Origin of the sequence: Halomonas sp. H33-56 (genome assembly GCF_040147035.1) — a bacterium.
GTDB classification, from domain to species: Bacteria; Pseudomonadota; Gammaproteobacteria; order Pseudomonadales; family Halomonadaceae; genus Halomonas; species Halomonas litopenaei.
Window position 1 is genome coordinate 3,280,727 of the sequence record NZ_JAMSHP010000001.1, and the last position, 23,146, is coordinate 3,303,872.

The 23,146-nt window shown below is 62.6% G+C and carries 19 protein-coding genes and 2 tRNA genes; 11 read left to right on the forward strand and 10 right to left on the reverse strand.

The annotated features are described in order from the left end of the window. The first annotated feature begins 15 nt into the window (after positions 1 to 15). The gene (locus tag NFH98_RS14080) at positions 16 to 912 is read left to right on the forward strand and encodes an NAD(P)-dependent oxidoreductase (protein WP_348826839.1); all 897 of its coding nucleotides are present in this window, start codon (positions 16 to 18) and stop codon (positions 910 to 912) included. Between the two features lie 511 nt (positions 913 to 1,423). Here the strand turns inward: NFH98_RS14080 and NFH98_RS14085 are convergent. The 3 genes from NFH98_RS14085 to gltX form a co-directional block, all read right to left on the reverse strand. Next, positions 1,424 to 1,499: transfer RNA gene (locus NFH98_RS14085), tRNA-Glu, on the reverse strand. Positions 1,500 to 1,516: 17 nt separating this feature from the next. After that, positions 1,517 to 1,592 (reverse strand) — tRNA-Ala (locus NFH98_RS14090). Between the two features lie 331 nt (positions 1,593 to 1,923). Continuing rightward, a complete protein-coding gene (gltX, locus tag NFH98_RS14095) occupies positions 1,924 to 3,411 on the reverse strand; it encodes a glutamate--tRNA ligase (protein ID WP_045992955.1) in 1,488 nt (495 codons plus the stop codon). Positions 3,412 to 3,577: 166 nt separating this feature from the next. Between gltX and NFH98_RS14100 the strand changes: the two genes are divergently transcribed. Together NFH98_RS14100 and NFH98_RS14105 are read left to right on the forward strand one after the other, a co-directional pair. Beyond that, positions 3,578 to 4,330, forward strand: coding sequence for an SDR family NAD(P)-dependent oxidoreductase (locus tag NFH98_RS14100; protein ID WP_348826840.1), 753 nt, complete (start codon positions 3,578 to 3,580; stop codon positions 4,328 to 4,330). A 103-nt stretch (positions 4,331 to 4,433) separates the two neighbouring features. Next, positions 4,434 to 5,024 (forward strand): helix-turn-helix domain-containing protein, encoded by a 591-nt coding sequence (locus tag NFH98_RS14105; protein WP_162816469.1) that lies wholly within the window; start codon positions 4,434 to 4,436, stop codon positions 5,022 to 5,024. Between the two features lie 653 nt (positions 5,025 to 5,677). Here the strand turns inward: NFH98_RS14105 and NFH98_RS14110 are convergent. Continuing rightward, positions 5,678 to 6,214 (reverse strand): hypothetical protein, encoded by a 537-nt coding sequence (locus tag NFH98_RS14110; RefSeq protein ID WP_348826841.1) that lies wholly within the window; start codon positions 6,212 to 6,214, stop codon positions 5,678 to 5,680. 378 nt (positions 6,215 to 6,592) lie between these two features. On the opposite strand from NFH98_RS14110, the gene NFH98_RS14115 reads away from it, so the two are divergent. From NFH98_RS14115 to NFH98_RS14125, 3 genes are all read left to right on the forward strand, one after another. Further along, positions 6,593 to 8,842, forward strand: coding sequence for a collagen-like triple helix repeat-containing protein (locus tag NFH98_RS14115; protein WP_349622881.1), 2,250 nt, complete (start codon positions 6,593 to 6,595; stop codon positions 8,840 to 8,842). A 153-nt stretch (positions 8,843 to 8,995) separates the two neighbouring features. After that, a complete protein-coding gene (locus tag NFH98_RS14120; RefSeq protein WP_124804185.1) occupies positions 8,996 to 10,756 on the forward strand; it encodes a ShlB/FhaC/HecB family hemolysin secretion/activation protein in 1,761 nt (586 codons plus the stop codon). 461 nt (positions 10,757 to 11,217) lie between these two features. Next, positions 11,218 to 12,702, forward strand: a complete 1,485-nt coding sequence (locus NFH98_RS14125; protein WP_222568565.1) for a YfcC family protein — start codon at positions 11,218 to 11,220, stop codon at positions 12,700 to 12,702. Positions 12,703 to 12,805: 103 nt separating this feature from the next. Here the strand turns inward: NFH98_RS14125 and NFH98_RS14130 are convergent, their stop codons facing one another. The 3 genes from NFH98_RS14130 to NFH98_RS14140 form a co-directional block, all read right to left on the reverse strand. Then, positions 12,806 to 13,141 carry a zinc ribbon domain-containing protein YjdM gene (locus tag NFH98_RS14130; protein WP_348814591.1) on the reverse strand — a complete coding sequence of 112 codons (336 nt, stop codon included), beginning with the start codon at positions 13,139 to 13,141 and terminating at the stop codon, positions 12,806 to 12,808. Between the two features lie 107 nt (positions 13,142 to 13,248). Then, a complete protein-coding gene (locus NFH98_RS14135; RefSeq protein ID WP_108449038.1) occupies positions 13,249 to 13,938 on the reverse strand; it encodes a hypothetical protein in 690 nt (229 codons plus the stop codon). Positions 13,939 to 14,013: 75 nt separating this feature from the next. After that, positions 14,014 to 14,493: a YbhB/YbcL family Raf kinase inhibitor-like protein gene (locus NFH98_RS14140; RefSeq protein ID WP_348826843.1), complete on the reverse strand. Its 480-nt coding sequence runs from the start codon at positions 14,491 to 14,493 to the stop codon at positions 14,014 to 14,016. A 257-nt stretch (positions 14,494 to 14,750) separates the two neighbouring features. Between NFH98_RS14140 and NFH98_RS14145 the strand changes: the two genes are divergently transcribed. Continuing rightward, on the forward strand, positions 14,751 to 15,212 hold the full coding sequence (locus tag NFH98_RS14145) for a flavodoxin family protein (RefSeq protein WP_348826844.1): 462 nt from the start codon (positions 14,751 to 14,753) through the stop codon (positions 15,210 to 15,212). Positions 15,213 to 15,679: 467 nt separating this feature from the next. Then, positions 15,680 to 16,210, forward strand: coding sequence for a hypothetical protein (locus NFH98_RS14150; protein ID WP_108133213.1), 531 nt, complete (start codon positions 15,680 to 15,682; stop codon positions 16,208 to 16,210). A 97-nt stretch (positions 16,211 to 16,307) separates the two neighbouring features. Here NFH98_RS14150 and fadA read toward each other — a convergent pair whose 3' ends face one another. Further along, complete coding sequence (gene fadA, locus NFH98_RS14155) at positions 16,308 to 17,486, reverse strand: acetyl-CoA C-acyltransferase FadA (RefSeq protein WP_045992964.1); 1,179 nt, start codon at positions 17,484 to 17,486, stop codon at positions 16,308 to 16,310. A 23-nt stretch (positions 17,487 to 17,509) separates the two neighbouring features. Then, on the reverse strand, positions 17,510 to 19,669 hold the full coding sequence (gene fadB / locus NFH98_RS14160; RefSeq protein ID WP_349622883.1) for a fatty acid oxidation complex subunit alpha FadB: 2,160 nt from the start codon (positions 19,667 to 19,669) through the stop codon (positions 17,510 to 17,512). A 232-nt stretch (positions 19,670 to 19,901) separates the two neighbouring features. On the opposite strand from fadB, the gene NFH98_RS14165 reads away from it, so the two are divergent. Both NFH98_RS14165 and slyA read left to right on the forward strand, forming a co-directional pair. Beyond that, the gene (locus NFH98_RS14165) at positions 19,902 to 21,326 is read left to right on the forward strand and encodes a DUF5924 family protein (protein WP_348826846.1); all 1,425 of its coding nucleotides are present in this window, start codon (positions 19,902 to 19,904) and stop codon (positions 21,324 to 21,326) included. A 123-nt stretch (positions 21,327 to 21,449) separates the two neighbouring features. Then, entirely contained in the window at positions 21,450 to 21,896 is a 447-nt protein-coding gene (gene slyA / locus NFH98_RS14170) for a transcriptional regulator SlyA (RefSeq protein ID WP_045992966.1), read from the forward strand. A gap of 145 nt (positions 21,897 to 22,041) precedes the next feature. Here slyA and NFH98_RS14175 read toward each other — a convergent pair whose 3' ends face one another. After that, positions 22,042 to 22,572, reverse strand: coding sequence for a preprotein translocase subunit YajC (locus NFH98_RS14175; RefSeq protein ID WP_348826847.1), 531 nt, complete (start codon positions 22,570 to 22,572; stop codon positions 22,042 to 22,044). 111 nt (positions 22,573 to 22,683) lie between these two features. Here NFH98_RS14175 and NFH98_RS14180 point away from each other — a divergent pair, with 111 nt between their 5' ends. Next, on the forward strand, positions 22,684 to 23,130 hold the full coding sequence (locus tag NFH98_RS14180) for a universal stress protein (protein ID WP_045992968.1): 447 nt from the start codon (positions 22,684 to 22,686) through the stop codon (positions 23,128 to 23,130). The last annotated feature ends 16 nt before the right edge of the window (positions 23,131 to 23,146 follow it).

Here is a 23,146-nt window from a genome sequence, read left to right on the forward strand (position 1 = left end):
CAAAGGAGCGTTTTCATGAGTCAAGACATCTCCACCGTCGCCTTTATCGGCCTTGGGGTCATGGGCTACCCCATGGCAGGCCATCTCGCCGAAGCCGGACTGACGGTACGGGTCTACAATCGCACCCGAAGCAAGGCCGAACAGTGGTGCGAGCGCTTCGACGGCAGCCATCATGCGACACCCGCCGAGGCCGCCAGCGGCGCCGATCTGGTACTGGTGTGCGTGGGCAATGACGACGACGTTCGCGAGGTCACCACCGGGCCCGACGGGGTACTGTCGACGCTCTCCCAGGGCGCCATCCTGGTGGACCATACCACCGCCTCCTCGAGCCTCGCCGAGGAGCTCGACCAGGCCTGCCAGAAGCAGGATGTGGGCTTCATCGATGCGCCGGTCTCCGGCGGCCAGCAAGGAGCAGAGAACGGCGCCCTGACCATCATGTGCGGCGGCCAGGAGGAGCACTTCTCCAGGGCAAGGCCGGTACTCGAGCACTATGGCAGAGCCGTAACCTTGATGGGCGGCGTCGGCGCCGGACAGCTGACCAAGATGGTCAACCAGATCTGCATCGCGGGCCTTGTCCAGGGCCTCGCTGAAGGCCTTCATTTCGCCGAGCAAGCGGGTCTCGATCAGGAGCGGGTGGTCGAGGTCATCAGCCAGGGAGCCGCCGGATCGTGGCAGATGGAGAACCGTCACGCGACCATGATCCGTGACGAATACGAGCATGGCTTCGCCGTCAACTGGATGCGCAAGGATCTGGATATCTGTCTGAACCAGGCGCGTCAGCTGGAGGCTCGCCTGCCGGTGACCGCCCTGGTGGACCAGTTCTACGCCGACGTGCAGGCAATGGGGGGTGGGCGCTGGGACACGTCCTCATTGCTGCGACGCCTGCGCGAAAGGTCTGACAGCAAGGACTGACATTTTCCATACCTGCCGGGCCAGCGCCCTCCTGCTGGCCCGACCTTCCCGCGCCGCCGGCATGCGCTCATGGGCCAACATCCCCCTCTCTTCTCAAGCCCCTTTCACCCCGCCCAGCGTTTTCCACACTTTCTGTGGATAACCCTGTTCACAACCTATCGAAACCGCCCTCGAATCGCCATGAACTGGGCATTGGACTTAGATTGGTTAATTTTTAACCTGTCGCAACACGTTGATTTTGAAAGGAAAAAATATAAATCGCGCAACCACGGGCGTTATCCCCGTAGCAGAGGCTGACCGGGGGAAAAATGCGTCACTGGTGGACAAGAGGAAGGTTCTGTCAAGCCGTACAAGACAGTTTTTGCAAACCATCCACAAGCAAACTGAGGCTTCGTGCAAATCACGAAGAGCTCACAAAGCGAATGGTGATAACAAGAGGAGAGACCACGGAGTTCACAACGATTCATGCGAAAGCATGAATCCATGCGGAGCAGACGCTACGCACAGGAAGTGGCGTCCCATAGGGGGTTCGAACCCCTGTTCCCGCCGTGAAAGGGCGGTGTCCTGGACCACTAGACGAATGGGACGCAGCCTGAAACGAGATTGGTGGAGCCTAGCGGGATCGAACCGCTGACCTCGACACTGCCAGTGTCGCGCTCTCCCAGCTGAGCTAAGGCCCCATCTCGTGAAGACGAGACGTATCTTACGGATATCATAAGATTTGGTCAACCCCGGAAGCGCCAAAATTTTTCGGTGTCCCGGCCATGGCGATGCCAAGGTGATGGGGTGCCAGCAGGCCTCCCCATCTTTTTCATCATGCCGCCGGCAGCTCGCGCTTTTTCTCAGGTCAGCTCGCGGCGCGCCTTCTCGAAGCGCTTGGCCTGCCTCCTGGAGACGCCACCCAGCACGCCGATGGCGTGACGCAGGCGGGCGCGGGGGAGCTAAACGTATCAAGCGCCATGGCGATGGGGGCTCGCAATAACGCCTCTCCCCCACCGCCATCACTTGTCACTATTCCGCCGGCAACTCGCGATATTCCTTCTCGAAGCGCTTGGCCTGCTTCTTGGAGACGCCACCCAGCACGCCGATGGCGTGACGCAGGCGGGCGCGGGTCATGTCGGAGCCAAGAATCGCCATGGCGTCCATCACCGAGGTGCTCGACGAAGAGCCGGTGATGGCGATAAAGACCGGTGCCAGCAGTACCTTCATCTTCAGATCGAAGTGGCTGCCCAACAGCTTGATCTCGGCCAGCAGCGCGTCCTTGTTCCAGCTGGACACACCTTCGAGCCGCCAGACCAGGAACTGCAGCAGCTTGACGAGATCTTCACGCTCCAGGTTGATCCCGTCGAAGCTTGCTTCGCTGATGGCGGGCAGCCCGGAGAAGAAGTGCCCCGCCAGAGGCGCCACGTCGGACAAGGTATCGACCCGCGTGCGCACCTGGGGCAGGATCTGCGCCACATAGTCTTCATTGAAGGCCCAGGTCATCAAGGCCTGGAGAAAGGCGCGGTCGTCCAGGTCCTCGCGCAGGTAGACACCGTTGAGCCAGGTCAGCTTCTCGAGATCGAACACCGGGCCACCCAGCGATACCCGCTGAATGTCGAAGTTTTCCATCATCTCGGCGAGGGAGAACTTCTCTCGTTCGTCCGGCATGGACCAGCCCATGCGTCCGAGATAGTTGGTTACCGCCTGGGGCAGGAATCCCATACGCCGATAATAGTTGATCGAGGTAGGGTTCTTGCGCTTGGACAGCTTGGACTTGTCGGGATTGCGCAGCAGCGGCATATGGCACAGCTCAGGCATGTCCCAGCCAAAGTACTCATACAGCAACTGGTGCTTGGGCGCCGAATTGATCCACTCCTCGCCACGCAGCACGTGGGTGATCCCCATCAGGTGATCGTCCACCACATTGGCCAGGTGATAGGTCGGCATGCCGTCGGACTTGAGCAGGATCTGCGCATCCACCTGGGCCCAGTCCACCTCGATGGCGCCACGCAGCATGTCCTGAACGACGCAGGGGCCGCTTTCCGGCACCTGCATGCGCACCACATAGGGCATGCCCTCTTGCTCGCGACGGGCCTGTTCATCGGGATCAAGCGCCAGATCGGCCGGCTTCAGCGCCAGGTGCAGCCCCTGGGCCTTGCGCGCCTCACGCAGCTCGTCGAGCTCCTCGCTGGTGCGGTAACACTTGAAGGCATGGCCGGCATCGATCAATCGCTGGGCGTGCTCGGCATAGATGTCTCCTCGCTCGCTCTGACGATACGGACCATGCGGGCCGCCTACATCGGGTCCTTCGTCCCATTCGAGCCCCAACCAGCGCAACGAATCGAGGATCATCTGCTCCGACTCGGCGGTGGAACGAACACGATCGGTGTCCTCGATGCGAAGGATGAACTCTCCCCCATGCTGTCGAGCAAAGCACAGGTTGAACAAGGCAATGTAGGCGGTTCCTACGTGGGGGTCCCCGGTGGGCGACGGGGCGATACGCGTGCGAACAGTCATAACGTCCTGCATCCTGAAGTCGTTGAAGCCAAGCTGGCGGCGTGGGCGCATTATACGCACCGACGAAGCAATTGCGCAGGACCCGGCGGGATTCGCGAAACTCTGAAATCGTCACCCCGTGCGGGACTCGAACAGGTTGCCACCCCACCCAGGCCAGGAGAGCGACATGGACAGACTTCCCGACGGCTATCGCGCCCTCGTCATCGGCGGCAATGGAGGCATAGGTCGCGCCGTCGTCGATCGACTGCTCGCCGACCCACGGCTGGGGCAGGCGACCGTCGTCAGCCGAACCTCCTTTCAGGCCTCCTCTTCTCGCCTGGAAGCGATCGAAGGCGATGTCACCACTGCACAGGGCCGGGCTGACCTGGGTCGAGCCCTTCACGGCCCTGCTGGCCAAGCCGTTCCTCTTCACCTTGTGGTCAACGCCATTGGCCTGTTGCACGACGAAGCAAGCAACATTCAGCCCGAGAAACGCCTGGAGGACCTCGACGAAGCCGCCCTGACGACCCTTTTTCAGGTCAACGCCGCCACGCCGGCCTTGATGCTCCAGACGCTGCTTCCCCACCTCAAGGGCTCCCATCCCACCACCGTGGTCAGCCTATCGGCACGGGTCGGCTCGATCGGCGATAACGGCCTGGGCGGCTGGTACGCCTACCGCGCCAGCAAGGCCGCCCACAACATGCTGATGAAAACCGCTGCCATCGAACTCAAGCGATTGAATCCCCAGTCCTGCGTGCTGAGCTTCCACCCGGGTACCACCGACAGCTTGCTGTCACGCCCCTTTCAGGCCCGAGTCCCTGAGCACAAGCTATTCACCGCCGACTTTGTCGCCGACCGACTGATGACCATGGTGCAGCAGCGTGGCCCCGACGACAGCGGCGGCTTCTTCGACTGGGCCAACGAGCCGATCACCTGGTAGTGCGGCATAGGAACCGTCGAATATCGTTGACGCCTGATATTGCACAAGAGGTGCTTATGAATGAGTATTCTAAATTCTCTTTATGTGTCGACAGGAAGGTTCCATGGACGCGCTGGGTCCGCGCATCAAATCTTTGAGGTTGGCAGCCGGCTTGAACAAGGCGGCGCTGGCTCGCCAGGTCGGGGTCTCTGACGTCACCATTTCCTACTGGGAGTCCGGCACCATCAAGCAGATCGGGCATGAACGCCTGGTGGCACTGTCACAGGCCCTTAACTGCCCCCTGGCACACCTGCTGGAAGGAGAACCGAGCCGACCATCTCCCCTCTACCTGAGATCGACCCTGCCGCTGCCCTGGCAGGAAGTCGCCCACAAGGGGATCGATCTGCCACTGGAGCTGATCCCGGAGCAGCGTTGGGACGGTGACTGCCACCTGGTGACGCCAGCACCGGATGAGCACTTCGATTTTCTGGGACCGCTGGATCTGGCCGCCGTGGCTCCGACCGAGATATTCCGGCAGCCGGGACTCTATCTTGTGGCGGAGGAAGATACCCTGTACCTGCGCCGGGTCGCACAGGACAACAACGGGCAACTGACCTTTCAGCGCCAGGGCCAGACCACCACCATGCCTTATCACAGCGGCATGCGACTCAAGGCCAAGGTGGTAGCGCTATGGCGTAGCGAGTCAGCGACCTGAGGTGAGACGAAAAGCAGAGATGAAACCAAAAGCAGTCGGCCGGGCCTGACGTTTCATCTCTCGCCTACCCAGATCATCCAACCAGGCGCCCAAGCCCCGAGAGCGAGCCCGACGGGGCAGGTCGGTCACTCCGGCCTGACCGTCCCTTGCCGCCTCTGCCCTGCCCGGCAGTCTTGTCGCCACCGCTCTCTGTGCCTTGCCCTTCTTATCCTCTGCCCTTCTTATCACTTGCGTTTCTTATCTCTTGAGCTTCTTATCCCTGGCGCCGTTTATCCCTCTTACTTATAAGTCGGCGATGGCGTCCAGGCGCGTTCGACGCATGACGTCCGCTTCCAGCCATCTTCCAGGACGCTTTTCTGGAACACTTCTCCAGAACTCTTCTCAAGAACGTTGCCCCGAGAACTCTTCCCAAGAACTTTTCCCAAGAACTTTTCTCAAGCATGTTTTCCGAGAACACTTCTCAAAGCCTTTTCAGATACATCTTCTCAAGAACTTTTCGCAAGAACTTTGCCAGGAACACTTCTCAAGAACACGTTTCCGGAACGATTTCCAAAAACGATTTCCAAAAGCGACTTCCACGGGCGGTCTGTAACAACTTCCTGCTGCGTTCGCGTCTTAAGGACACTTATCAAGGGCTGCTTTCAAGGGTTGATTCACGGGCTTTGCTGCACTTCGACATCGTCCAGCGTTCGTCGCACTTCCTGCCCTACCAGAAACCGCTGGCTAGCCTTGATGATCTTGCCCAGTCCATGCTCCGACGTGGCAACCAGCGGCCCATCAAGGTGCTCGCCGCTCGGCCCGATCCGCGCCTTGACCTCGGCGGGCTGCACGTCAGCAGGCGCGGTGACCAGTTCGATACGATAGTAGCCATCGGGCAACCCGCTACCGGGACCGTAGGGCCCGGCTGCCACACTGCCCTCACGCACCTCAGTGCGTGACTGCCAACGCACATTGCTGGCCTCGCGCACCACTCGAAGCTGGACTTTAGTGCCTTCCGGCAAGTTGGTCGTGGCCGCCACATGCATTCGCCGATCCGACGCCAGCCGGATATCCAGCGACACCGTCACCGGCTCGTCCAGCGCCGCTACCGTCATCGGTTCAGGTTCAGGTTCATCAGCTCGGGACGTCACCCTTTCGACAGAACCGGACGCGATGTCTCGCTCACCGCTCGGCTCCGAAGGGTGACTCACTGTTGAATCTCCATCACAGGCCGCCAGCACCCCGGCAACCAAGGCTCCTGCGACCAACATTACTACAAAACGCCAAGGGCTCATCATCACCTCTCCTTGCTGCTACATGAGCCTAGCACGGTGCTAGTTCAGTGTACGCCCGAGCGCCCCGCCCTTTTCAAAACAACCTTCAGCACAATCACTTCATAACACCTTTCATTACGTTTGATAACACTTAAACACCAATTAAAACCCATAAAAAGCTAATAAAAAGGAATCATGCGTAAAGATGCATCTACGCTAAATATTCAACTACAAGAGTTTTAGAAAGCCCATACTGGCTTCATTGCCTTTCCACCAAGATAACCATTACATCCGGACTAGGTGAGGTATAAACCAATGACTTTGCAACGAAAACTACTCGTTATTGCTCTCGCCAGCGCGATGGCGACCCTGACCGCCTGCTCTGGTGATTCCAGCAACTCTCGCACCCTGGCCAGTAACAGCCAGGACCCGATTACCAGCGGTGGCGACGATGGCTCCGGTGGCGCCGGTGGCGATGGCGGCTCAGGTGGCGATGGCGGCTCCGGTGGCGATGGCTCCGGTGGTGATGGCTCCGGTGGCGATGGCGGCGATGGTGATGGATCCGACGGCGGCGATGGCGGCGATGGCATTGCCCGCTCATCGCTGGAAGGTGTATTCCTGGCGACAGCCGATACCAGCGACGGTGTAGACACCACGCTTACTGACATCGGGAACGGCATCTCCCAGCAGAGCGCCGTCCCTCAATTGGCCAGCGTCACCGAACCTGCAGGTACGATCGTCTCCGAAACGGGCGATGCGGTCGGCGACATCTCGAGCGGCATACGCGATGGTGTCGGCAGCCTCAGTACCAATGACAACTATCTGGGCACCACCGCCGCAGGCGTGACCAACGGTGTCGGCGAGCTTGGACAGGCAGTTTCGGCGACAGGAGACACCGTTGCCGGCCTGGGCGAACTGCCCGTAGTGATGGAACTCGACGCCCGAACAGGACTGGTGACCAAGCTCGGTACCACCGTCAATGGGCTCGGCGGCAAGGTGGAGCGCGCAGGCGACGCACTCAGCGTTAATTTCGAGGATTCCAGCGAGGTGCTCGGGGCCACCACTACCAAGCTTGGTGTTGCCCTTCGTCCTGTGCTGCTGGGCACCGACGGCAAGGTCACACGCGTCGGTCAAGCGCTGGTGTTGCCGGCCCAGGCCGGCAACCTGCTGCTACGCACCGGTGGCACCCTGGCCGACCTCGGTCAGCGTATCGGTGAACGCTACTCTCTGCTTGGCGGCGCCGGCGATAGCGTGACCGGCAGCGGTAATATCGTCATCGCGACCGGCGAGCTGCTCGGCGGGGGTGAAGGCGACAATGGCTCAGGCGGCGGCCTCGGCGGACTGCTCGATGGCGATACCAGCGCGCCTGAAGACGGCCGCACCGACCTGGAGCGCACCGTCGCCAGCGCAGGACAGACCGGCGCCGGTGCTGGAGACGCGGTCACCGCCCTGGGCGATGGCATTTCGCAACAAAGTCTGGGAGGACGTGGAGATTTCGTCACCGACGGGCTGGGCAATGTCATCAGCAATGGCGGCCAAGCCGTATCCGGGCTCAGCAACGGACTCGACAATGGTCTGGGCAACTTCTCGAATAACCCCAACGCTGTGGGAACCACCTTGGCCGACGGCGGTGTAGCGGTCTCCGAAACCGGAGAGGTGGTATCCAGCCTCGGCGCCACCGTCGGCAACCTGAACCAGCTCCCCCTGGTCATGCAGCTCGACAACCGCAGCGGCGCCATCACCCAGCTCGGCAGCAGCGTCGCGGCCCTTGGTGGCGGCGTGACCCAGGCCGGTAACGTGCTGACCCTGAACTTCAACGACGATGGCTCGCACCTTGGTGGCCTGACCCGCGAAGTGTCGGCGGTATTGCGCCCCGTTGTCATCCAGACGGATAGCGGCGTTACCCAGCTCAGCCAGGCCCTGGTGGTCGGCCCCGAGGTAGGCAACGTGCTGATCCAGGCCGGCGTAGCGGTAGATGGACTGGGTGGCCGCCTGGGCCAGGGCAATGACCTCGCCGCTGGCGTGGGTGGTGCTGTCAGTGGTGTCGGAGGCATCGCCGCCAACACCGGCAGACTGCTGGGCGGTGATGAGGCTCGACTGCTTTCACGCCTCGATGGTCAGGGACTCAGTCAACTGGAATCTGCCGGACTGCTGGGCCAAGGGGCTCTGCTCTCGGACCTCGGAGGAAGCCAGCAAGGCGGCCTCGGGGGCGGACTCGAGGCAGGGCTTGGCGACCAGCTTGGTGGTGACAGCAACCTCATCGCCGGACTCAACGATACGCTGGGCGGCGGCAGCGGCTTGACCGCAGGGCTTGGCGACACCCTCGGTGGCGACAGTGGCGGCGGCCTGGTCTCTGGCGTCTCCGACACCCTGACCAGCACCCTCGGCGGTGGCGACAGCGACAGCGGCGGTGGCCTGGTCGGCGGCACCCTGGACGCCGTCGGTGGCGTGACCGAGAAGCTTACCGGTGACATGGGTAGCAGCCAGGACGGCAGCAGTAACGACTCCAGCAGCAATGACGGCCTGGTCAGCAACGTTCTGGGAGGACTGCTGGGCAGAAACTGATCTCGCCTGACCAGCCATGCCAGACGCAGGCCCGATACCCCCGCGGGTATCGGGCCTTTTCTTGAGGTCAAACCCAACACCAGTCCAGACGCTGTTCATAACAATATTCGAGCCCCCTTGAGGGGCCTCTACCAGGGATCGACAAGGAAGCCTATGCCAAGCACTACGCCGCAACCAACGCCCTACACCAAGCCGCCTACCCCGCCACGTTCGCGATACAGTCCCCTTCCACTAGTGATGGCCGCCGGCAGCCTGCTGGCCGTGTCCCCCCTCCAGGCCCAGCAGACGCTGGAGACCGTCGACGACATCATCGAAAATCGCCGGCTGGCGCCACAACAGCGCAGCGTGGAAACCGAGGTTGACCTGCCCAGCGACGCCAGCGCCGGCATCCCTGCCCGCGTCACCGTGCGTCACGTGCGCTTCATCGGCGACAGCGTGCTGGATCTGGCCGAACTGAGTCAGGGACTTCAGGCCATGATCGGGCAGAGTGTGAGCCGAGAGGCCATCGAGGCCGAAGTCCAGGCGATCACCGACGCCTACCAGGATGGCGGCTATCCGCTGTCCTTCGCCTACCTGCCAACCAACAACTTTCGTGACGGCAACGTGCGCATCGTACTGGTGGAGGGGCATATCGCCCGTACCGAGATCGTGGTGGACGATGACCCCGTGGCGGGCCGGGTGGAGAAACTGGTCCAGCCATTGCTGGAAGAACGCCCTCTGACGCGCAGCACCTTTGAGCGTGTCAGCGGGCTGATCGAGCGAATTCCCGGTGCCAGCCTGACCTTGAAGGCACCGGTGCCGCGCACCCCCAGCGGCGCCACTACCCTGCGTGTCGAAGAACGTCGTATCGATCATTTTGACTATTCGGGCAACCTCAGCGGCGGCGATGAGCAGGACGCCGTCTTCATCAACAGGGTCTCGACCCAGAGCCTGACTACCTGGGGCGACAGCCTGGGCTTCTCCTGGCTGTGGCCCATCGACAACGACAACGAGCTCTACGCGTTGGACTATCGTACCGATATCGGCAACGACGGCCTGACCCTGACCGCCTCCGCCGACAGCTATGACGGTGAGGACGAGGAGAATCTGATCTACCTGCTCGACGGACAGCGCTTCGATCTGCGCCAGGATCAGGATACCGACCGCAGACGCTATCGCCTGGGGCTGTCCTACCCCTTGCTGCTGTCACGTTCCTCGAGCCTGACCCTGGGCGGCGCCTTGCGTCACCACGACGAGACCAAGACCACATCACTCAGCTTCGAGGAACAGACTCTCAACCAACTGGTCGAGGAATCCGAGTATTCGGCCGCCGATCTGGACCTGAACTATCGCACCCAGCGTGGACGTCAGTTCTGGCTGGCCTCGCTGGCCCTGCGCCAGGGCATGGATCTGGGGGCCAACGAGCAGCAGCGCCGGCTCAACGGTACACCGCTTGCCGACAACGGAGATCTACACTTCACCCGCTGGCAGCTGGACGCCCAGTACAGACGCCTGTATGGCGATCACTGGCGCCTTACCGCCAGCGCCAATGGTTTCTACTCCGACGATGCGCTGCCGGAACCCGAGCGCGGCAACTACGGTGGCCAACGCTTCGGTCGCGGCTATGACGCCGGCCAAGCTGAGGGCGACTACGGTTTCGCCGGGGCGCTGGAACTACGCTATCTGCAGCCTGTGAATAGCGCCTGGCTTTCGCGCGTCGAGCCCTACCTGGTGCTGGATGGTGCCCGCACCGAGTTTCAGGAGCGCGACGCGGATAGCCACCTGGCCTCGGCGGCGGCCGGCGTCAGTCTGGGCAAAGGACGTCTGTACGGCCTCACCCTGGAGTACGCCGAGCCCATCGGCGATCGTGACCTCGAGACCGATAGCCGCGAGGGTCGCATCAACGCCCGCCTGACCTGGAACTTCGAAGGCTGATCTCTGGGCTATGGGTGAACTCGCCAGGGGCCGCCACACCGGGCCCCTGGCCATATCACCCGACCCAAGGCCCTCATTTACGGCAGGGTCGGCCACTCGCTCAGTCGGCCTCCCGGCCGTCCTTCCAGCCGCCCTTTCAACCGCCCTGTCAGCCGACCCCAGCGCCACTTCCTATTGCCCTGCACACGACAACCCTGCGCGTGTCTCGTCGTGGAGCGAGACCGCGTGCGGTGAAACATTGGGGTCGTCTCGTTTCTTGAGCCAGGCCAGCAAATTTACCTCTCATCTCGCCGCATCGTCGCCGTCCTTGCAGCGGATCAAGCATTGTGCCGACCCAAGTCCCGACAGACTGTCGAGGCCCGTAGACTCGAAGACAGGCGGTCACACAAGGGCCGTCTGTCCCTGATCACACCGACAACAAAAGAGCCTACACCATGACCTTCTGAAACGAGGAAACCGAGATGGAAACGCAAGCGACCTCCTCCAAACGGCGCTCCGGCCTGCGCATGCCCACGGTCTATACCCTGCTCTTTGTGATCACCGCGCTGGTGGCGGTGCTGACCTGGGTCATGCCCGCCGGCAAGTACGACTACCATGTGGAAGGCAGCGATCAGGTCATTGCTGCCAGCGACGTGCTCGACTATCAGGGTGACGGCCGCCTGTTGCCGATTCCCGGCACCTACCAGGTGCTGGAAAGCTCCCCCCAGGGGCCTTTGGATGTGCTGGTGGCACCGATCCAGGGATTCCACAAGGCCGTGGACGTTGCCCTGTTCGTGCTGGTCATCGGCGGCTTCCTGGCGGTGACGATGCGCTCGGGCGCCCTAGATGCCGGGATCGGCGCGGTGGTCGAGCGCTTTGGCGGGCGCGAGCAGTACCTGATTCCCGTACTGATGGTGCTGTTTGCCCTCGGTGGGTCCACCTACGGCATGGCCGAGGAAACGGTCGCCTTCTGGGCCATCATCCTGCCGGTGATCACCGCCGCCGGCTACGACCGCATGGTGGCCGCAGGCATCATCCTGCTCGGCTCCGGCACCGGTGTGCTGGCCTCCACCGTCAACCCCTTCGCCACCGGCATCGCCTCGGGCTTCGCCGGCCTGCCGATCGGCGCCGGTATCACCCTCCGGCTGGTGCAGTTCGTGATCCTGGTGTCGCTGGCTATCTGGTTCGTGATGCGCTACGCCGCGCGGATCAAGCGCGACCCGCAGCGCTCGGTGCTGGCGGACCTGCATCTGGCGGCCGCCCCTCAGGCCAAGGATGCCGCCTCGACCCAGGCGTTTACCCTGCGCCACAAGCTGACCATGACGGTGTTTTTCATGACCTTCGGGATCATGGTCTACGGCGTCGTGCCCTGGGAAGACATGGGCATCACGGCTTTTCCGACCCTGTGGTGGTGGTTCGATGAACTCTCCACCCTGTTCCTGAGCGCTGCCATCCTGATCGCCCTGATCAATCGACAGTCCGAATCCGACTTCATCGAGACCTTCCTCGATGGTGCCAAGGACCTGATCGGCGTGGCCCTGGTGGTGGCCGTGGCACGCGGCATCTATGTGGTGATGGACAACGGCGTGATCATCGACACCATCCTCAATTGGGCCGAAGGCGCGGTAGCCGGCCTGTCCTCGGGACTGTTCGTGGTGGTGGCCTACGTGGTCCACATCGTGCTGAGCTTCTTCATCCCATCGACTTCGGGGCTGGCCACGGTGTCCATGCCGCTGATGGCGCCACTGGCCGACTTCTCGGGCGTGGATCGCGAACTGGTGGTCACCGCCTTCCAGTCCGCCAGCGGCTGGATCAACATGTTCGCTCCCACCGCCGCCCATCTGGTCGCCGGACTGGCGCTTGCCAAGATACCCTACGAGCGCTTCGTCAAGTGGGCGCTGCCTTATATCCTGATGACCCTGGGAGTCACCACCGTGACATTGTTCGTGGGCGCCAGCCTCACCTGAGCACAGGTCGCGTCAGGGCAACCAACGCAAGTCGAGCATAAAAAAACGCCAGCGCTTTCCAAGCGCTGGCGTTTGCCCTTGCATGACGCCTCAAGGGCCGCATTCAGGCCTTCTTGACGTACATCGACTTGAGCTTCATGGCACCGATGCCATCGATCTTGCAGTCGATGTCGTGGTCACCATCGACCAGGCGGATGTTCTTCACCTTGGTGCCGACCTTGACCACCGAGGAAGAGCCCTTGACCTTCAGATCCTTGATCACGGTGACGCTGTCGCCGTCGCTCAGCACATTGCCGTGGGCGTCACGCACCTCGTCACCGCTCTCATCGGGCTCGGCGTTCAACGACCATTCGTGGCCGCACTCGGGACAGACCAGGGAATGGCCATCCTCGTAGCCGTATGGGGACTCACAGGCGGGACAGGGGGGCAGGTCGCTCATGACACTCTCGCAGGTGGGAAAAGCGAAGACGGTACTCTGCCCCCCGCCGGATTGCCAGTCGTCCAATGGAAGGAGAGCCTTGTCAGGCGCTGTCTTCCTATTGCTCCCTATTCCTCCTTATCTTCCTTTTCCGCCTTTTCGCCCTCGCCTTGGGCCTGGCGCTCGTGAATGCGCTTGATATCGGCCTTCAGGGCCCGCCGCTGACGGCGTGTACTGAACTGCAGAGTGTCCCAGGTTTCGGGCACCAGGGTGCAGGAATCCTCGCTCTGGTGAAACACGAAACGCCGCTCGGCACCGATCGGCAGGTTCTCCGAACAGTACGTGCCGATCACCCGTACACAGACGGCCTTGAATACCAGCCCATCCCGCGACTCGTCGATGTCGGCGATGGTGGTAATACGTTCCTTCAAGGCATTGAACGAACCGATATGAACGAAGCCACCGCTGTCCAGCGGACCCTGGTGGGTACAATGACTGGCGTTGTGGCCAGCTTCCTGCTGATCTTCATCATCATCAAGATCCGCCTCGTGGTCACTGACATCCAGCGTCCAGTCACCTTCCGAGGTCTCCAGCGTCATCATGATATGTTGCAAGTAGATGGGCTCGGCGCTCATGTTGCTGATCACACACAGCGCATCCAGATTCTTTCGCTTGCCGCGATTGATGATCAGCCGGGGTCGACGCTGGCGGCGAAAGCCAAAGTACAGAAGCTGCGCGTAGATCAGCCAGATCATGAAGGAGCCGACGCTGGCCAGCGTCTGCAATACGTCCTTGTGGGCAGAAATCCATTCGTACATGGGCGTCATCCTTGAACGAGAAGCCCGTTAAAAACGGGCTTCAGTACGTCATGTTCTGATGGTGGCCGAAGCGCCTCAGGCGTCGCGCTGATAGCTCCCCACCAGCCGATTCATGCCGAGCAGGTGCGGCTCGACCTCGGACAGCAGTTCATTCATGCCGAGGCCCTCCGGCAGGTTCGTCTCGGTGTCCAGCGCCAGTACCCAGAAGTAGTAGCGGTGCACGCCATGCCCTTCCGGCGGCATCGGACCATTGAAACCGAGGTTGCCGGCGTCGTTGACTCCTCGGGTGCCTTCCTCGGTGGCCTCCTCCAGCGAGGAGAGAGACGCCGGCAGGTTGTAGAGCACCCAGTGAACAAAGCCGTAGCATCCCTTCTGGACCAGCGGCGCGTCGGGGTCGTGACAGATGACCGCCACCGACTTGGTACCCTCGGGCAGGCCGTCCCAGGCCAGCGCCGGAGACAGGTCTTCTGCCTCCTGGGAGTGCCGTGCGGGGATGGCGCCATCATTGTCGAAGGCGGTGCTGGTCACTCTTAGCGAAGAAAGCGCAAAGGGCATGGTGATATCCTCCCTGGATCGAAATGGTTCACAATCTGCAAAGGGCGTCTGCGTGATGTTCATGCCACCGCTAGGCGATATTTCACCGCGGCAGCCATGTCCAGCCTTGACGAGTCGCCCCGGGCTGTCAAACCCGCATGTCTTTGACATGATGATGATCCCCCATGGCTTCAAGGGGGCAGCCGGAAGATCGACGCACTGAACCGTCGCTCGCCGCTCTAGCCACCATCCTCGCACCAACCTTGCCGGAGCCCTGCATGAAACGTCTGCTGATCGTCGCCCATGCACCCTCGCCCAACACCCTGGCACTAAGGGAAGCGGCCGAGCGTGGCGCCCGCCATCCGGACATCGACGGCGTGGACGTCCAGGTACTGGCGCCGCTCGATGCTGGCCCCGAGGATGTCAGGAAAGCGGACGCCATCCTGCTTGGCACCACCGAGAACCTCGGCTACATGAGCGGTGCCCTCAAGGATTTCTTCGATCGTAGCTATTACCCCGTGCTGGAACACACCCAGGGGCTGCCCTGCGTGCTGTACATCCGCGCGGGTCACGACGGCACCGGCACGCAGCGGGCGGTGGAAAGCATCGTCACCGGTCTACGCTGGAAATGGGTCCAGGCGCCACTGGTGCTGCGGGGTGAATGGCAGGACGACTTCATCGGTCAGGTAGAAGAACTCGCCATGACCCTGGCGGCGGGGCTTGATGCGGGGATCGTGTAAGGCGCAAGCAGGCACTACCCATCGCCGCAAGCGGCGCCGACAAAGGCACCGTCCAGCACCATCCAGAATCGAGAAGCCCCGCTACCGAGCCGCCGTCTGGTCAGCGCCTTGGCGCTATGCTCTGCCGGAGGAGACGTTCGAATAGACCTGACGTCGCGATCGACTCGCCGTCCCCTTGCTTGCCGCAGCGAACGGAAATGTCGCCAAGACCTCACAACTATGCACCATCACATCGCCAATAGCGTATTAGCTTGGTCGCATAAAGCCTCGGCATTGCCAGGCCACGATCCCTGTAGAGACACTCTCACCAACGTACAGATGGGCCTTTGGCAAGATGCCTGATGTCGCCCGGACTGTGCGTCACTCACTCGATACTCGTCCGTTCAAGGGATGCCGTAAATCACGGCGAGGTCGGGGTCTACAGGGAAGTACAACGGCTCCGGCCTACGGAGCCACAGGAGATGCGCATGGATGCACAGCAGACGCTGGAGGACCTACCGATCGAATTCGAAGGTCCCTCCTACACCGGTGATACTGTCTTTGGCTATCTGGTCATTGCGGTGTCGCTGATTGTCTTGATCATCGCCGTTCTGATCATCATTTTCGGCCCCGAGTACGTCAGCGTATCGATCGCCCGCGGCCCCACCTTCACCCAGTTCTGGCAGCTCTACCCGGGCCCTATCGCTACCGTCGCGGGGATCGTGACGCAGCTTGGCTGGATGTTGGTCAAAAAGCAGGATGAGGTATTGTCAGAGGAGGTCTTGGATCGTGTACGCCGGCTCCTCCCGGCCTCCGCCGAGATGCCCGAGGGCCATCGGTTCGTGTTGACCCACCTCGCCGGACATCGCTACAGGGTGGAACTCGAGGAAGTGGTCGAACCATCGGACCAGCAGAACCCGCCGGACAACGTCGGTCAGATCGTGCCACTGGGACGAGGAGGCGCCATGGTGCGCCTCTGCCACGATCAGATGATGGCCACGGCAGCATCCAGCGGTTGAATGACTTGCGCGTGTACACTGCACTCTCGCAACAACGCCGGCACTGTCAGACAGTGCCGGCGTTTTCCGCTCTGCTCCGCCCGAAGGCGGCAAGAGTTCAGTCGAGGCGTTCGAACACGGTCGCCACGCCCTGCCCCATGCCGATACACATGGTGGCGAGACCCAGGCGGGTGTCCTGGCGCCGCATCACGTTCAGCAGGCTGTTGCTGATACGGGTGCCGGAGCAGCCCAGCGGGTGACCCAGGGCGATGGCGCCGCCGTGCAGGTTGACCTTCTCGTCCATCACGTCGAGCAGCCCCAGGTCCTTGAGTACCGGCAACGCCTGGGCGGCAAAGGCTTCGTTGAGCTCCACCGTGTCGATGTCATCGATGCTCAGTCCCGCCGCCTTGAGCGCCTTCTGGGACGCCGGTACCGGGCCATAGCCCATGATCGAGGCGTCGCAGCCGGACACTCCGGTGGAAAGCACCCGAGCAATCGGCGAAAGACCAAGGGCCTGGGCGCGTTCGTAGCTCATCACCAGCATGCCACTTGCGCCCACCGACAGTGCCGAGGAGGTGCCGGCGGTGACGGTACCGCCACGCGGATCGAACACCGGCTTGAGGCCCGCCATGCTGTCCAGGCTGGCCTCGGGACGAATCACCTCGTCACGCTTGACCAGAATCCGGCGGCCGTCGGCGTCATGGCCTTCCACACCGATGATCTCGCGGTCAAAGGCGCCGCTCTGCTGGGCCTCGTAGGCACGCTGATGGGAGCGTACGCCGAAGCTGTCCTGCTGCTCGCGGGAGATGCTGTGCAGCTTGCCCAGCAATTCGGCGGTCATGCCCATCATCATCGCTGCCTTGGCGGCGTGCTTGCTGGCGCTGGGGTTGACGTCGATGCCGTGGGTCAGCGGGATGTGCTCCATATGCTCGACGCCACCGACCAGGTAGACGTCACCCATGCCGGCCTTGATGTTGGCGGTGGCGATGTGCAGTGCGCTCATCGACGAGCCACACAGGCGGTTGACCGTCTGGGCCGGCACGCTGCGCGGCATGGCGGTCATGATCTGGGCGTTGCGTGCGACGTTGAAGCCCTGCTCCAGGGTCTGGTTGACGCAGCCCCAGATGACGTCATCCACCTCGCCGGGATCAACGGCGGCGTTGCGCTCGAGCAGCGCATTCATCACCGCCGCCGACAGGTTCTCGGCACGCACGTGGCGGAAGCCACCGTTCTTGGCCTTGGCCATGGCGGTACGGGCACCATCGACCACCACCACATCTCTCGGGTTCAAGCTCATCTGTCTTCTCCTGTCTGGTGGGGTCACTTGGCGTCGGCGTAGAAGGTCTTGCCACTGTTGGCCATCTCACGCAGGCCATCGGTGGGCGCATAAAGCGGCCCGAGCTCCTCGGCCAGGCTGTCGGCCAGGGCGACGAATTCGGCCACGCCCATGGCATCGATATAGCGCAGTGCACCACCTCGGAAGGGAGGGAAGCCGATGCCGTAGATCAGCGCCATGTCGGCCTCGGCCGGGGTGCCGACGATGTCATCTTCGAGACAGCGCACGGTCTCCATGCACAGCGGCACCATCATCCGAGCGATGATCTCTTCGTCGGAGAACTCGTGGTTCTCGCTGACCACCTGCTTGACCAGCTCGATGGCGGCCTCGTCGCTGACCTTCCTGGGCTTGCCCTTGCGATCCTCTTCGTAGGCGTAGAAGCCCTTGGCGTTCTTCTGCCCCAGGCGATCGTTGTCGAACATCACCTGAATGGCGGTCTTGGCGTCACGCGCCATGCGGTCGGGGAAGCCTTCGGCCATCACCGCATTGGCGTGCACCGCGGTATCCATGCCGACCACGTCGAGCAGATAGGCCGGGCCCATCGGCCAGCCGAACTTCTCCATCACCTTGTCGACGCGCTGGTAGTCGGCACCCTTCTCGACCAGCAGGCTGAAACCGCCGAAATAGGGGAACAGCACGCGATTGACCAGGAAGCCCGGGCAGTCGTTGACCACGATCGGCGTCTTGCCCATGGCCTTGGCGTAGGCCACGGTGGCGGCCACGGCAGCGTCGCTGGTCTTCTCGCCACGGATGACCTCGACCAGCGGCATGCGGTGCACCGGGTTGAAGAAGTGCATGCCGCAGAAGTTCTCGGGACGCTTCAGGTTCTCGGCCAGCCGGGTGATCGAGATGGTCGAGGTGTTGGACGCCAGGATGGTGTTATCGCCTACCTGCTGCTCGACCTCGCTGAGCACCGCACCCTTGACCTTGGGGTTCTCGACCACCGCCTCGACCACCAGGTCGACATTGTCGAAATCACCGTAGGACAGCGTCGGACGAATGTTGGCGAGCTTCTCGGCCACGCCTTCGACGGACAGCTTGCCGCGGGAGGCCTGCTTGCCGAACAGCTTGCGCGCCTCCTTGAGGCCCAGCTCGATGGCGTCTTCCTTGATATCCTTCATCAGGATCGGGGTGCCCTTGGAGGCGCTCTGGTAGGCGATTCCGCCGCCCATGATGCCGGCACCGAGCACCGCCGCCTGGCGCACCGGTTGCGCCTTGCTGGCGTACTTGCCGCCCTTCTTCTTGACCACCTGGTCGTTGAGGAACAGCCCGACCAGGTTGTAGCAGACGTCGGTCTTGGCCATCTTGCAGAAGGCCTTGGCTTCGATTGCCTGGGCCCGCGCACGACCTTCACCGGCGCCCTTCTGGATCACCTTGATGGCTTCCACCGGCGCCGGATAGTGCGGCCCGGCCTTGCCGGCGACATATCCCTTGGAGGTCTCGAACACCATCATCTGCTCGACCGGATTGAGGTTCAGCGCGCTGTTCTTTTCCTCGCGCCGGGCCTTGAAGTCGAGTTCGCCGGCGTTGGCTCGCGCCAGCATGTCGAGCGCCGCTGCCTCGAGGTCATCGGCGGGCACCACCGCATCCACGGCGCCGACCTTGAGGCAGGCCTCGGCACGGTTCTCGGTGCCGCCGGCGATCCACTCGATGGCGTTGTCGGCGCCGATCACCCTGGGCAGACGCACGCAGCCGCCCCAGCCGGGGACGATTCCGAGCTTGGTCTCGGGCAGGCCGATCTTGGCGTCAGGCGTCATCACGCGGAAGTCGGTGGACAGCACCACCTCACAGCCGCCACCGAGGGCCAGACCGTTGATCGCGCTGACCGTCGGGAAGGGCAGGTCCTCGAGGCCATTGAAGATGCCGTGGACCTGCTCGAGCATACCCTGGATCTCCGCCTCGTCCTTGCCGAACATGGCGTGAAACTCGGTGATGTCGGCACCGACGATGAAGGCGTCCTTGGCACTTTTCAGCATCAGGCCCTTGACGCCGCTCTCGCCGCGTACCGCGTCCAGCGCTTCGCCCAGCTCCTTGATCACCGCGCCAGAGAGCTTGTTGACCGATTCATCCTTCAAGTCGAAGGTCAGAGTGGCGATATCGTCGCCATTGCGAGCCACCGAAATGGCATTGCCTTGATAGATCATCCACGCATCTCCACTGAAGTCATGCCGTGTCATCCGGAAAGGGCCCGACAATCGATGGGCCAGGCGACATTCATACGCCCGTTTGATTTCGCCAGCTTGGTGCAAAGATTCACTTCCGTCAACCCCTACCAATACCTTAGAGGGCTTGCGAGGCGTTGAAGCATGCAGCGGCGCTTCACCAGCGTTTAAGCATACTGATAGCATGCCCCTCCCAGCCGCCGCGGACCACGCCATGCCCTCCTCGCCCCCTCAGCGCACCACCCTCAACGCGACGCAGCGATTCATCGAGACCTGGGTAGCGCGTCTGCGGCCCTGGCACTGGCTGTGGCCACCGCTGGCCTTCGCTGCCGGTGTCGCCAGCTTCTTTCTGGTCGAGCGCCAGCAGTGGCTCGGCGTGTTGCTGGCCGGGGGCATGTTGCTGGCCTGGACCCTGCTGCTGTCGGAGAGTCTGATCGGACGCCTGATGGTGAGGCGCGGCTATCCTGCCCTGCCCCGTGGCGTCACCACCTTCATCGCCCAGATGATCCACCAGGAGACGCTGTTCTTCGCCCTGCCCTTTCTGGTCGCCACCACGGTGTGGAGCAGCGGTCAGGCGCTGTTCACCCTGTTCATGCTTGGCATGGCGGTGCTGTCCATCGTTGATCCGCTCTACTACCGACTGGCCGAACGCAAGCGCTGGCTCTACTTCGTGTTCCACGCCCAGTGCGTGTTCCTGGTGGTGCTGGTGACCCTGCCGCTGGTACTGCACCTGAGTACCGGTCAGAGCATGCTGGCGGCCGCCGTGGCCATGGTGGTATTCAGCCTGCCGAGTCTGTTGCATCTGCTGCGCCCCATGAGTCCCGCCCGCTGGCTGGCGATGTTCGCGCTGCTGCCGTTATTGGCCGGGGTCGCCTGGCTGGGCCGGGTGTGGGTGCCGCCGGCGACCCTGTGGTTGTCCGGCAGCGCCCTGTCGCCGGCCTTCGACGAGGCCGCACGCACGCCGCAGGGCTCCATGGCGCTGACACCGGAGGCGCTGTCGTCCCGAGGGCTCTATGCCTACACCGCAATCCATGCGCCACGCGGCTTGAAGGAAGAGGTGGTACACGAGTGGCGCCACGAGGGAGAACTCGTCGACCGCATCGCGCTGAATATCTACGGCGGACGCGCCGAGGGCTATCGCGCCTGGACCCGCAAGCAGAACTTCCCCGAGGCCAGCAGCGGCAGCTGGCGCATCGATGTGATGACCGCCGGCGGCCAACGTATCGGCGTACTGCGCTTCGAGGTTGCCGAAGACCCTGGGGCGGCGACCACCGCCGACGCCAGCATCGATACCCAGGCGGGCATTCCCGGCCTCAGGCTACGCTGGTTGACCGCCCGCCCCGAGGGACAGCAGGAGACACCGGACATGGCATCCGACAAGGCACGCCAGCAAGAGCCGCCGAATCACGAGGAGCCAGCCCCTGCTGAAGAGGATGCGGAGGGTGAGCCGAAAGATGACACGGGACAAAGCGGCGAGACGAGGGAGAGCGGCACCGGAGGCGATCCGCCGGCTGATCATGAAGGCGGTCACAAGGGAAACGGCGATCAAGCGCCAGACGCAGACGACGATGAAGTGGCGCAAGGAAACGATGATACAAAAGCCGCCAACCGTGAGGCGGAAGCAGGCGACAGCCGATGAGCGGCTGTACCCCCGAAGAGTGAATCTAAGGTGCGTATTCGGCGCAAAGGAGGGAGTTGGCTTGCATTACCGCCGCTGCGTTCGGACAATCAAATCATTTGCAGCCTTGCGATCTTGATCACTATGAACGAGAACATCGGATTTCAACTGTCTCGGGCACCACGCATCTGGCGTGCGGTGCTCGATCAGCGCCTCGCTCCGCTGGGACTGACCCAGACGCGGTGGGTGACGCTCTATCATCTGTGGCGCATGCCGGACGGGCAGCCCCAGTGCGACCTGGCGCGGGCCATCGGCGTCGAGGCGCCGTCGCTGGTCAGGACGCTGGATCAGCTTTGCGAGCAGGGCCTGGTCGAGCGCTGTCCCTGTGACCAGGATCGCCGCACCAAACGCGTGCACCTGACCAAGCAGGCGACGCCTCTGCTCGAGAAGATCGATGCCATCGTGCAACAGGCCAGGGAAGAGATGCTCAAGGGGCTGGACGAGCAGGAACAGGAAAGACTCAGCGACATGCTCAGCCGTATCGAGGCCAACGGTCAGGCCTTGCTGACGCCGGACGATTGCCAGCGCTGACACCTGAGCCCGACGAGTCCAACAAGAGCCTCGCCGAGATCGCCTTCACGGCCCGCCCTGACACCTGGGCCGGATACCCAGCATGCCGCAGCCCTGTTCGATCCTGGGTGGTCGATCGCCATCGTCCAAGTTAGAGCCGCCAATATCAGGGCGGCGAGTTCGGCAAATTGGCGGCGGGACGATCCGGACGTCCCTGCAGGGCGTCGCGTAGCGCCGTCGCAGGCGCCGCCAGGCTGCCGAAGGCGTCGGCCTCCAGCGACTCTTCCCACCACAGCGTCAAGGCCTTGTCGCTGGATTCGACCACGCAGGCGTCCTCGGGCAACTGGGTCAGCAGACGCGACAGTCGCGCATTGATCACCGATGGCAACGGCTCCAGCGGCTGAATCCGCCAGCGCCAGCTATTGTCGTAGTCGAACGACTTGAGCGCCTCGCTGGCACGTTCTGTGCGTACCAGCACAAAACGTGGGCCAGGCCGCTGGCTCGGATAGACCCAGCGATAGGCCGCCATCTTGTCGGTCTCGCCGTGCAGCGGTGGCGTCTCCAGCTTGACGCTGGCCCCCGCCTCGATCGCCACCTGGCGCAGCGACCCCTGACGACGCTCTCGGGCGGTGGGGCGCAGCCACATGGCCGGGGCAAAGACCATTCCTACCACCCCCAGGATCAGCAGCCACAACATACGGTTTCCTCAGAAAAATCGTTGATCATCAGCATTGTTTTGACGGGACTGGCGGCCTAGAGTGGAAGCACAGACCTTTTCTCAACCGACCGCCGCTGGAGGCGTAGTCCCGTGAGCAATGAATATCGTCATGTGCTGGTGGCCGTGGACCTCACCAAGGACTCCCACAAGATCCTCGAACGCGCGCTGCAGATCGCCGATCGCAACCACGCGAAGCTGTCGATCATGCATACGCTGGAGCCCCTCGGCTTTGCCTACGGGGGCGACATCCCCATGGACCTGACCAGCATCCAGGACCAGTTGGACGACCATGCCAAGCAGCGCCTGGCCGAGATCGCCGATGCCCACGTGGCGCGCGACGACCAGCACGTGGTCGTCGGCATGCCCGATACCGAGATCCATCGCTTCGCCGATGAGCACGACGTCGACCTGATTGTGGTCGGCTCCCACGGCCGTCATGGCTTCGCCCTGCTGCTCGGCTCCACCTCCACCGGCGTGCTCCATGGTGCTCAGTGCGACGTACTAGCCGTGCGCGTCGGCAAGGAAAGCGAAGAGTAACCCCAGCGGTTGACCG

What these genes read in the sequence shown, in the direction of transcription:
- NFH98_RS14135 (WP_108449038.1), bottom strand. Translation starts at nt 13,938, where the DNA reads ATGTACGAATGGATTTCTGCCCACAAGGACGTATTGCAGACGCTGGCC.
- gltX (WP_045992955.1), bottom strand. Translation starts at nt 3,411, where the DNA reads ATGACTGTTCGCACGCGTATCGCCCCGTCGCCCACCGGGGACCCCCAC.
- NFH98_RS14165 (WP_348826846.1), top strand. Translation starts at nt 19,902, where the DNA reads ATGCCCTCCTCGCCCCCTCAGCGCACCACCCTCAACGCGACGCAGCGA.
- NFH98_RS14175 (WP_348826847.1), bottom strand. Translation starts at nt 22,572, where the DNA reads ATGTTGTGGCTGCTGATCCTGGGGGTGGTAGGAATGGTCTTTGCCCCG.
- NFH98_RS14150 (WP_108133213.1), top strand. Translation starts at nt 15,680, where the DNA reads ATGGATGCACAGCAGACGCTGGAGGACCTACCGATCGAATTCGAAGGT.
- slyA (WP_045992966.1), top strand. Translation starts at nt 21,450, where the DNA reads ATGAACGAGAACATCGGATTTCAACTGTCTCGGGCACCACGCATCTGG.
- fadA (WP_045992964.1), bottom strand. Translation starts at nt 17,486, where the DNA reads ATGAGCTTGAACCCGAGAGATGTGGTGGTGGTCGATGGTGCCCGTACC.
- NFH98_RS14105 (WP_162816469.1), top strand. Translation starts at nt 4,434, where the DNA reads ATGGACGCGCTGGGTCCGCGCATCAAATCTTTGAGGTTGGCAGCCGGC.
- NFH98_RS14080 (WP_348826839.1), top strand. Translation starts at nt 16, where the DNA reads ATGAGTCAAGACATCTCCACCGTCGCCTTTATCGGCCTTGGGGTCATG.
- NFH98_RS14125 (WP_222568565.1), top strand. Translation starts at nt 11,218, where the DNA reads ATGGAAACGCAAGCGACCTCCTCCAAACGGCGCTCCGGCCTGCGCATG.
- NFH98_RS14130 (WP_348814591.1), bottom strand. Translation starts at nt 13,141, where the DNA reads ATGAGCGACCTGCCCCCCTGTCCCGCCTGTGAGTCCCCATACGGCTAC.
- NFH98_RS14145 (WP_348826844.1), top strand. Translation starts at nt 14,751, where the DNA reads ATGAAACGTCTGCTGATCGTCGCCCATGCACCCTCGCCCAACACCCTG.
- NFH98_RS14100 (WP_348826840.1), top strand. Translation starts at nt 3,578, where the DNA reads ATGGACAGACTTCCCGACGGCTATCGCGCCCTCGTCATCGGCGGCAAT.
- NFH98_RS14115 (WP_349622881.1), top strand. Translation starts at nt 6,593, where the DNA reads ATGACTTTGCAACGAAAACTACTCGTTATTGCTCTCGCCAGCGCGATG.
- NFH98_RS14120 (WP_124804185.1), top strand. Translation starts at nt 8,996, where the DNA reads ATGCCAAGCACTACGCCGCAACCAACGCCCTACACCAAGCCGCCTACC.
- NFH98_RS14140 (WP_348826843.1), bottom strand. Translation starts at nt 14,493, where the DNA reads ATGCCCTTTGCGCTTTCTTCGCTAAGAGTGACCAGCACCGCCTTCGAC.
- fadB (WP_349622883.1), bottom strand. Translation starts at nt 19,669, where the DNA reads ATGATCTATCAAGGCAATGCCATTTCGGTGGCTCGCAATGGCGACGAT.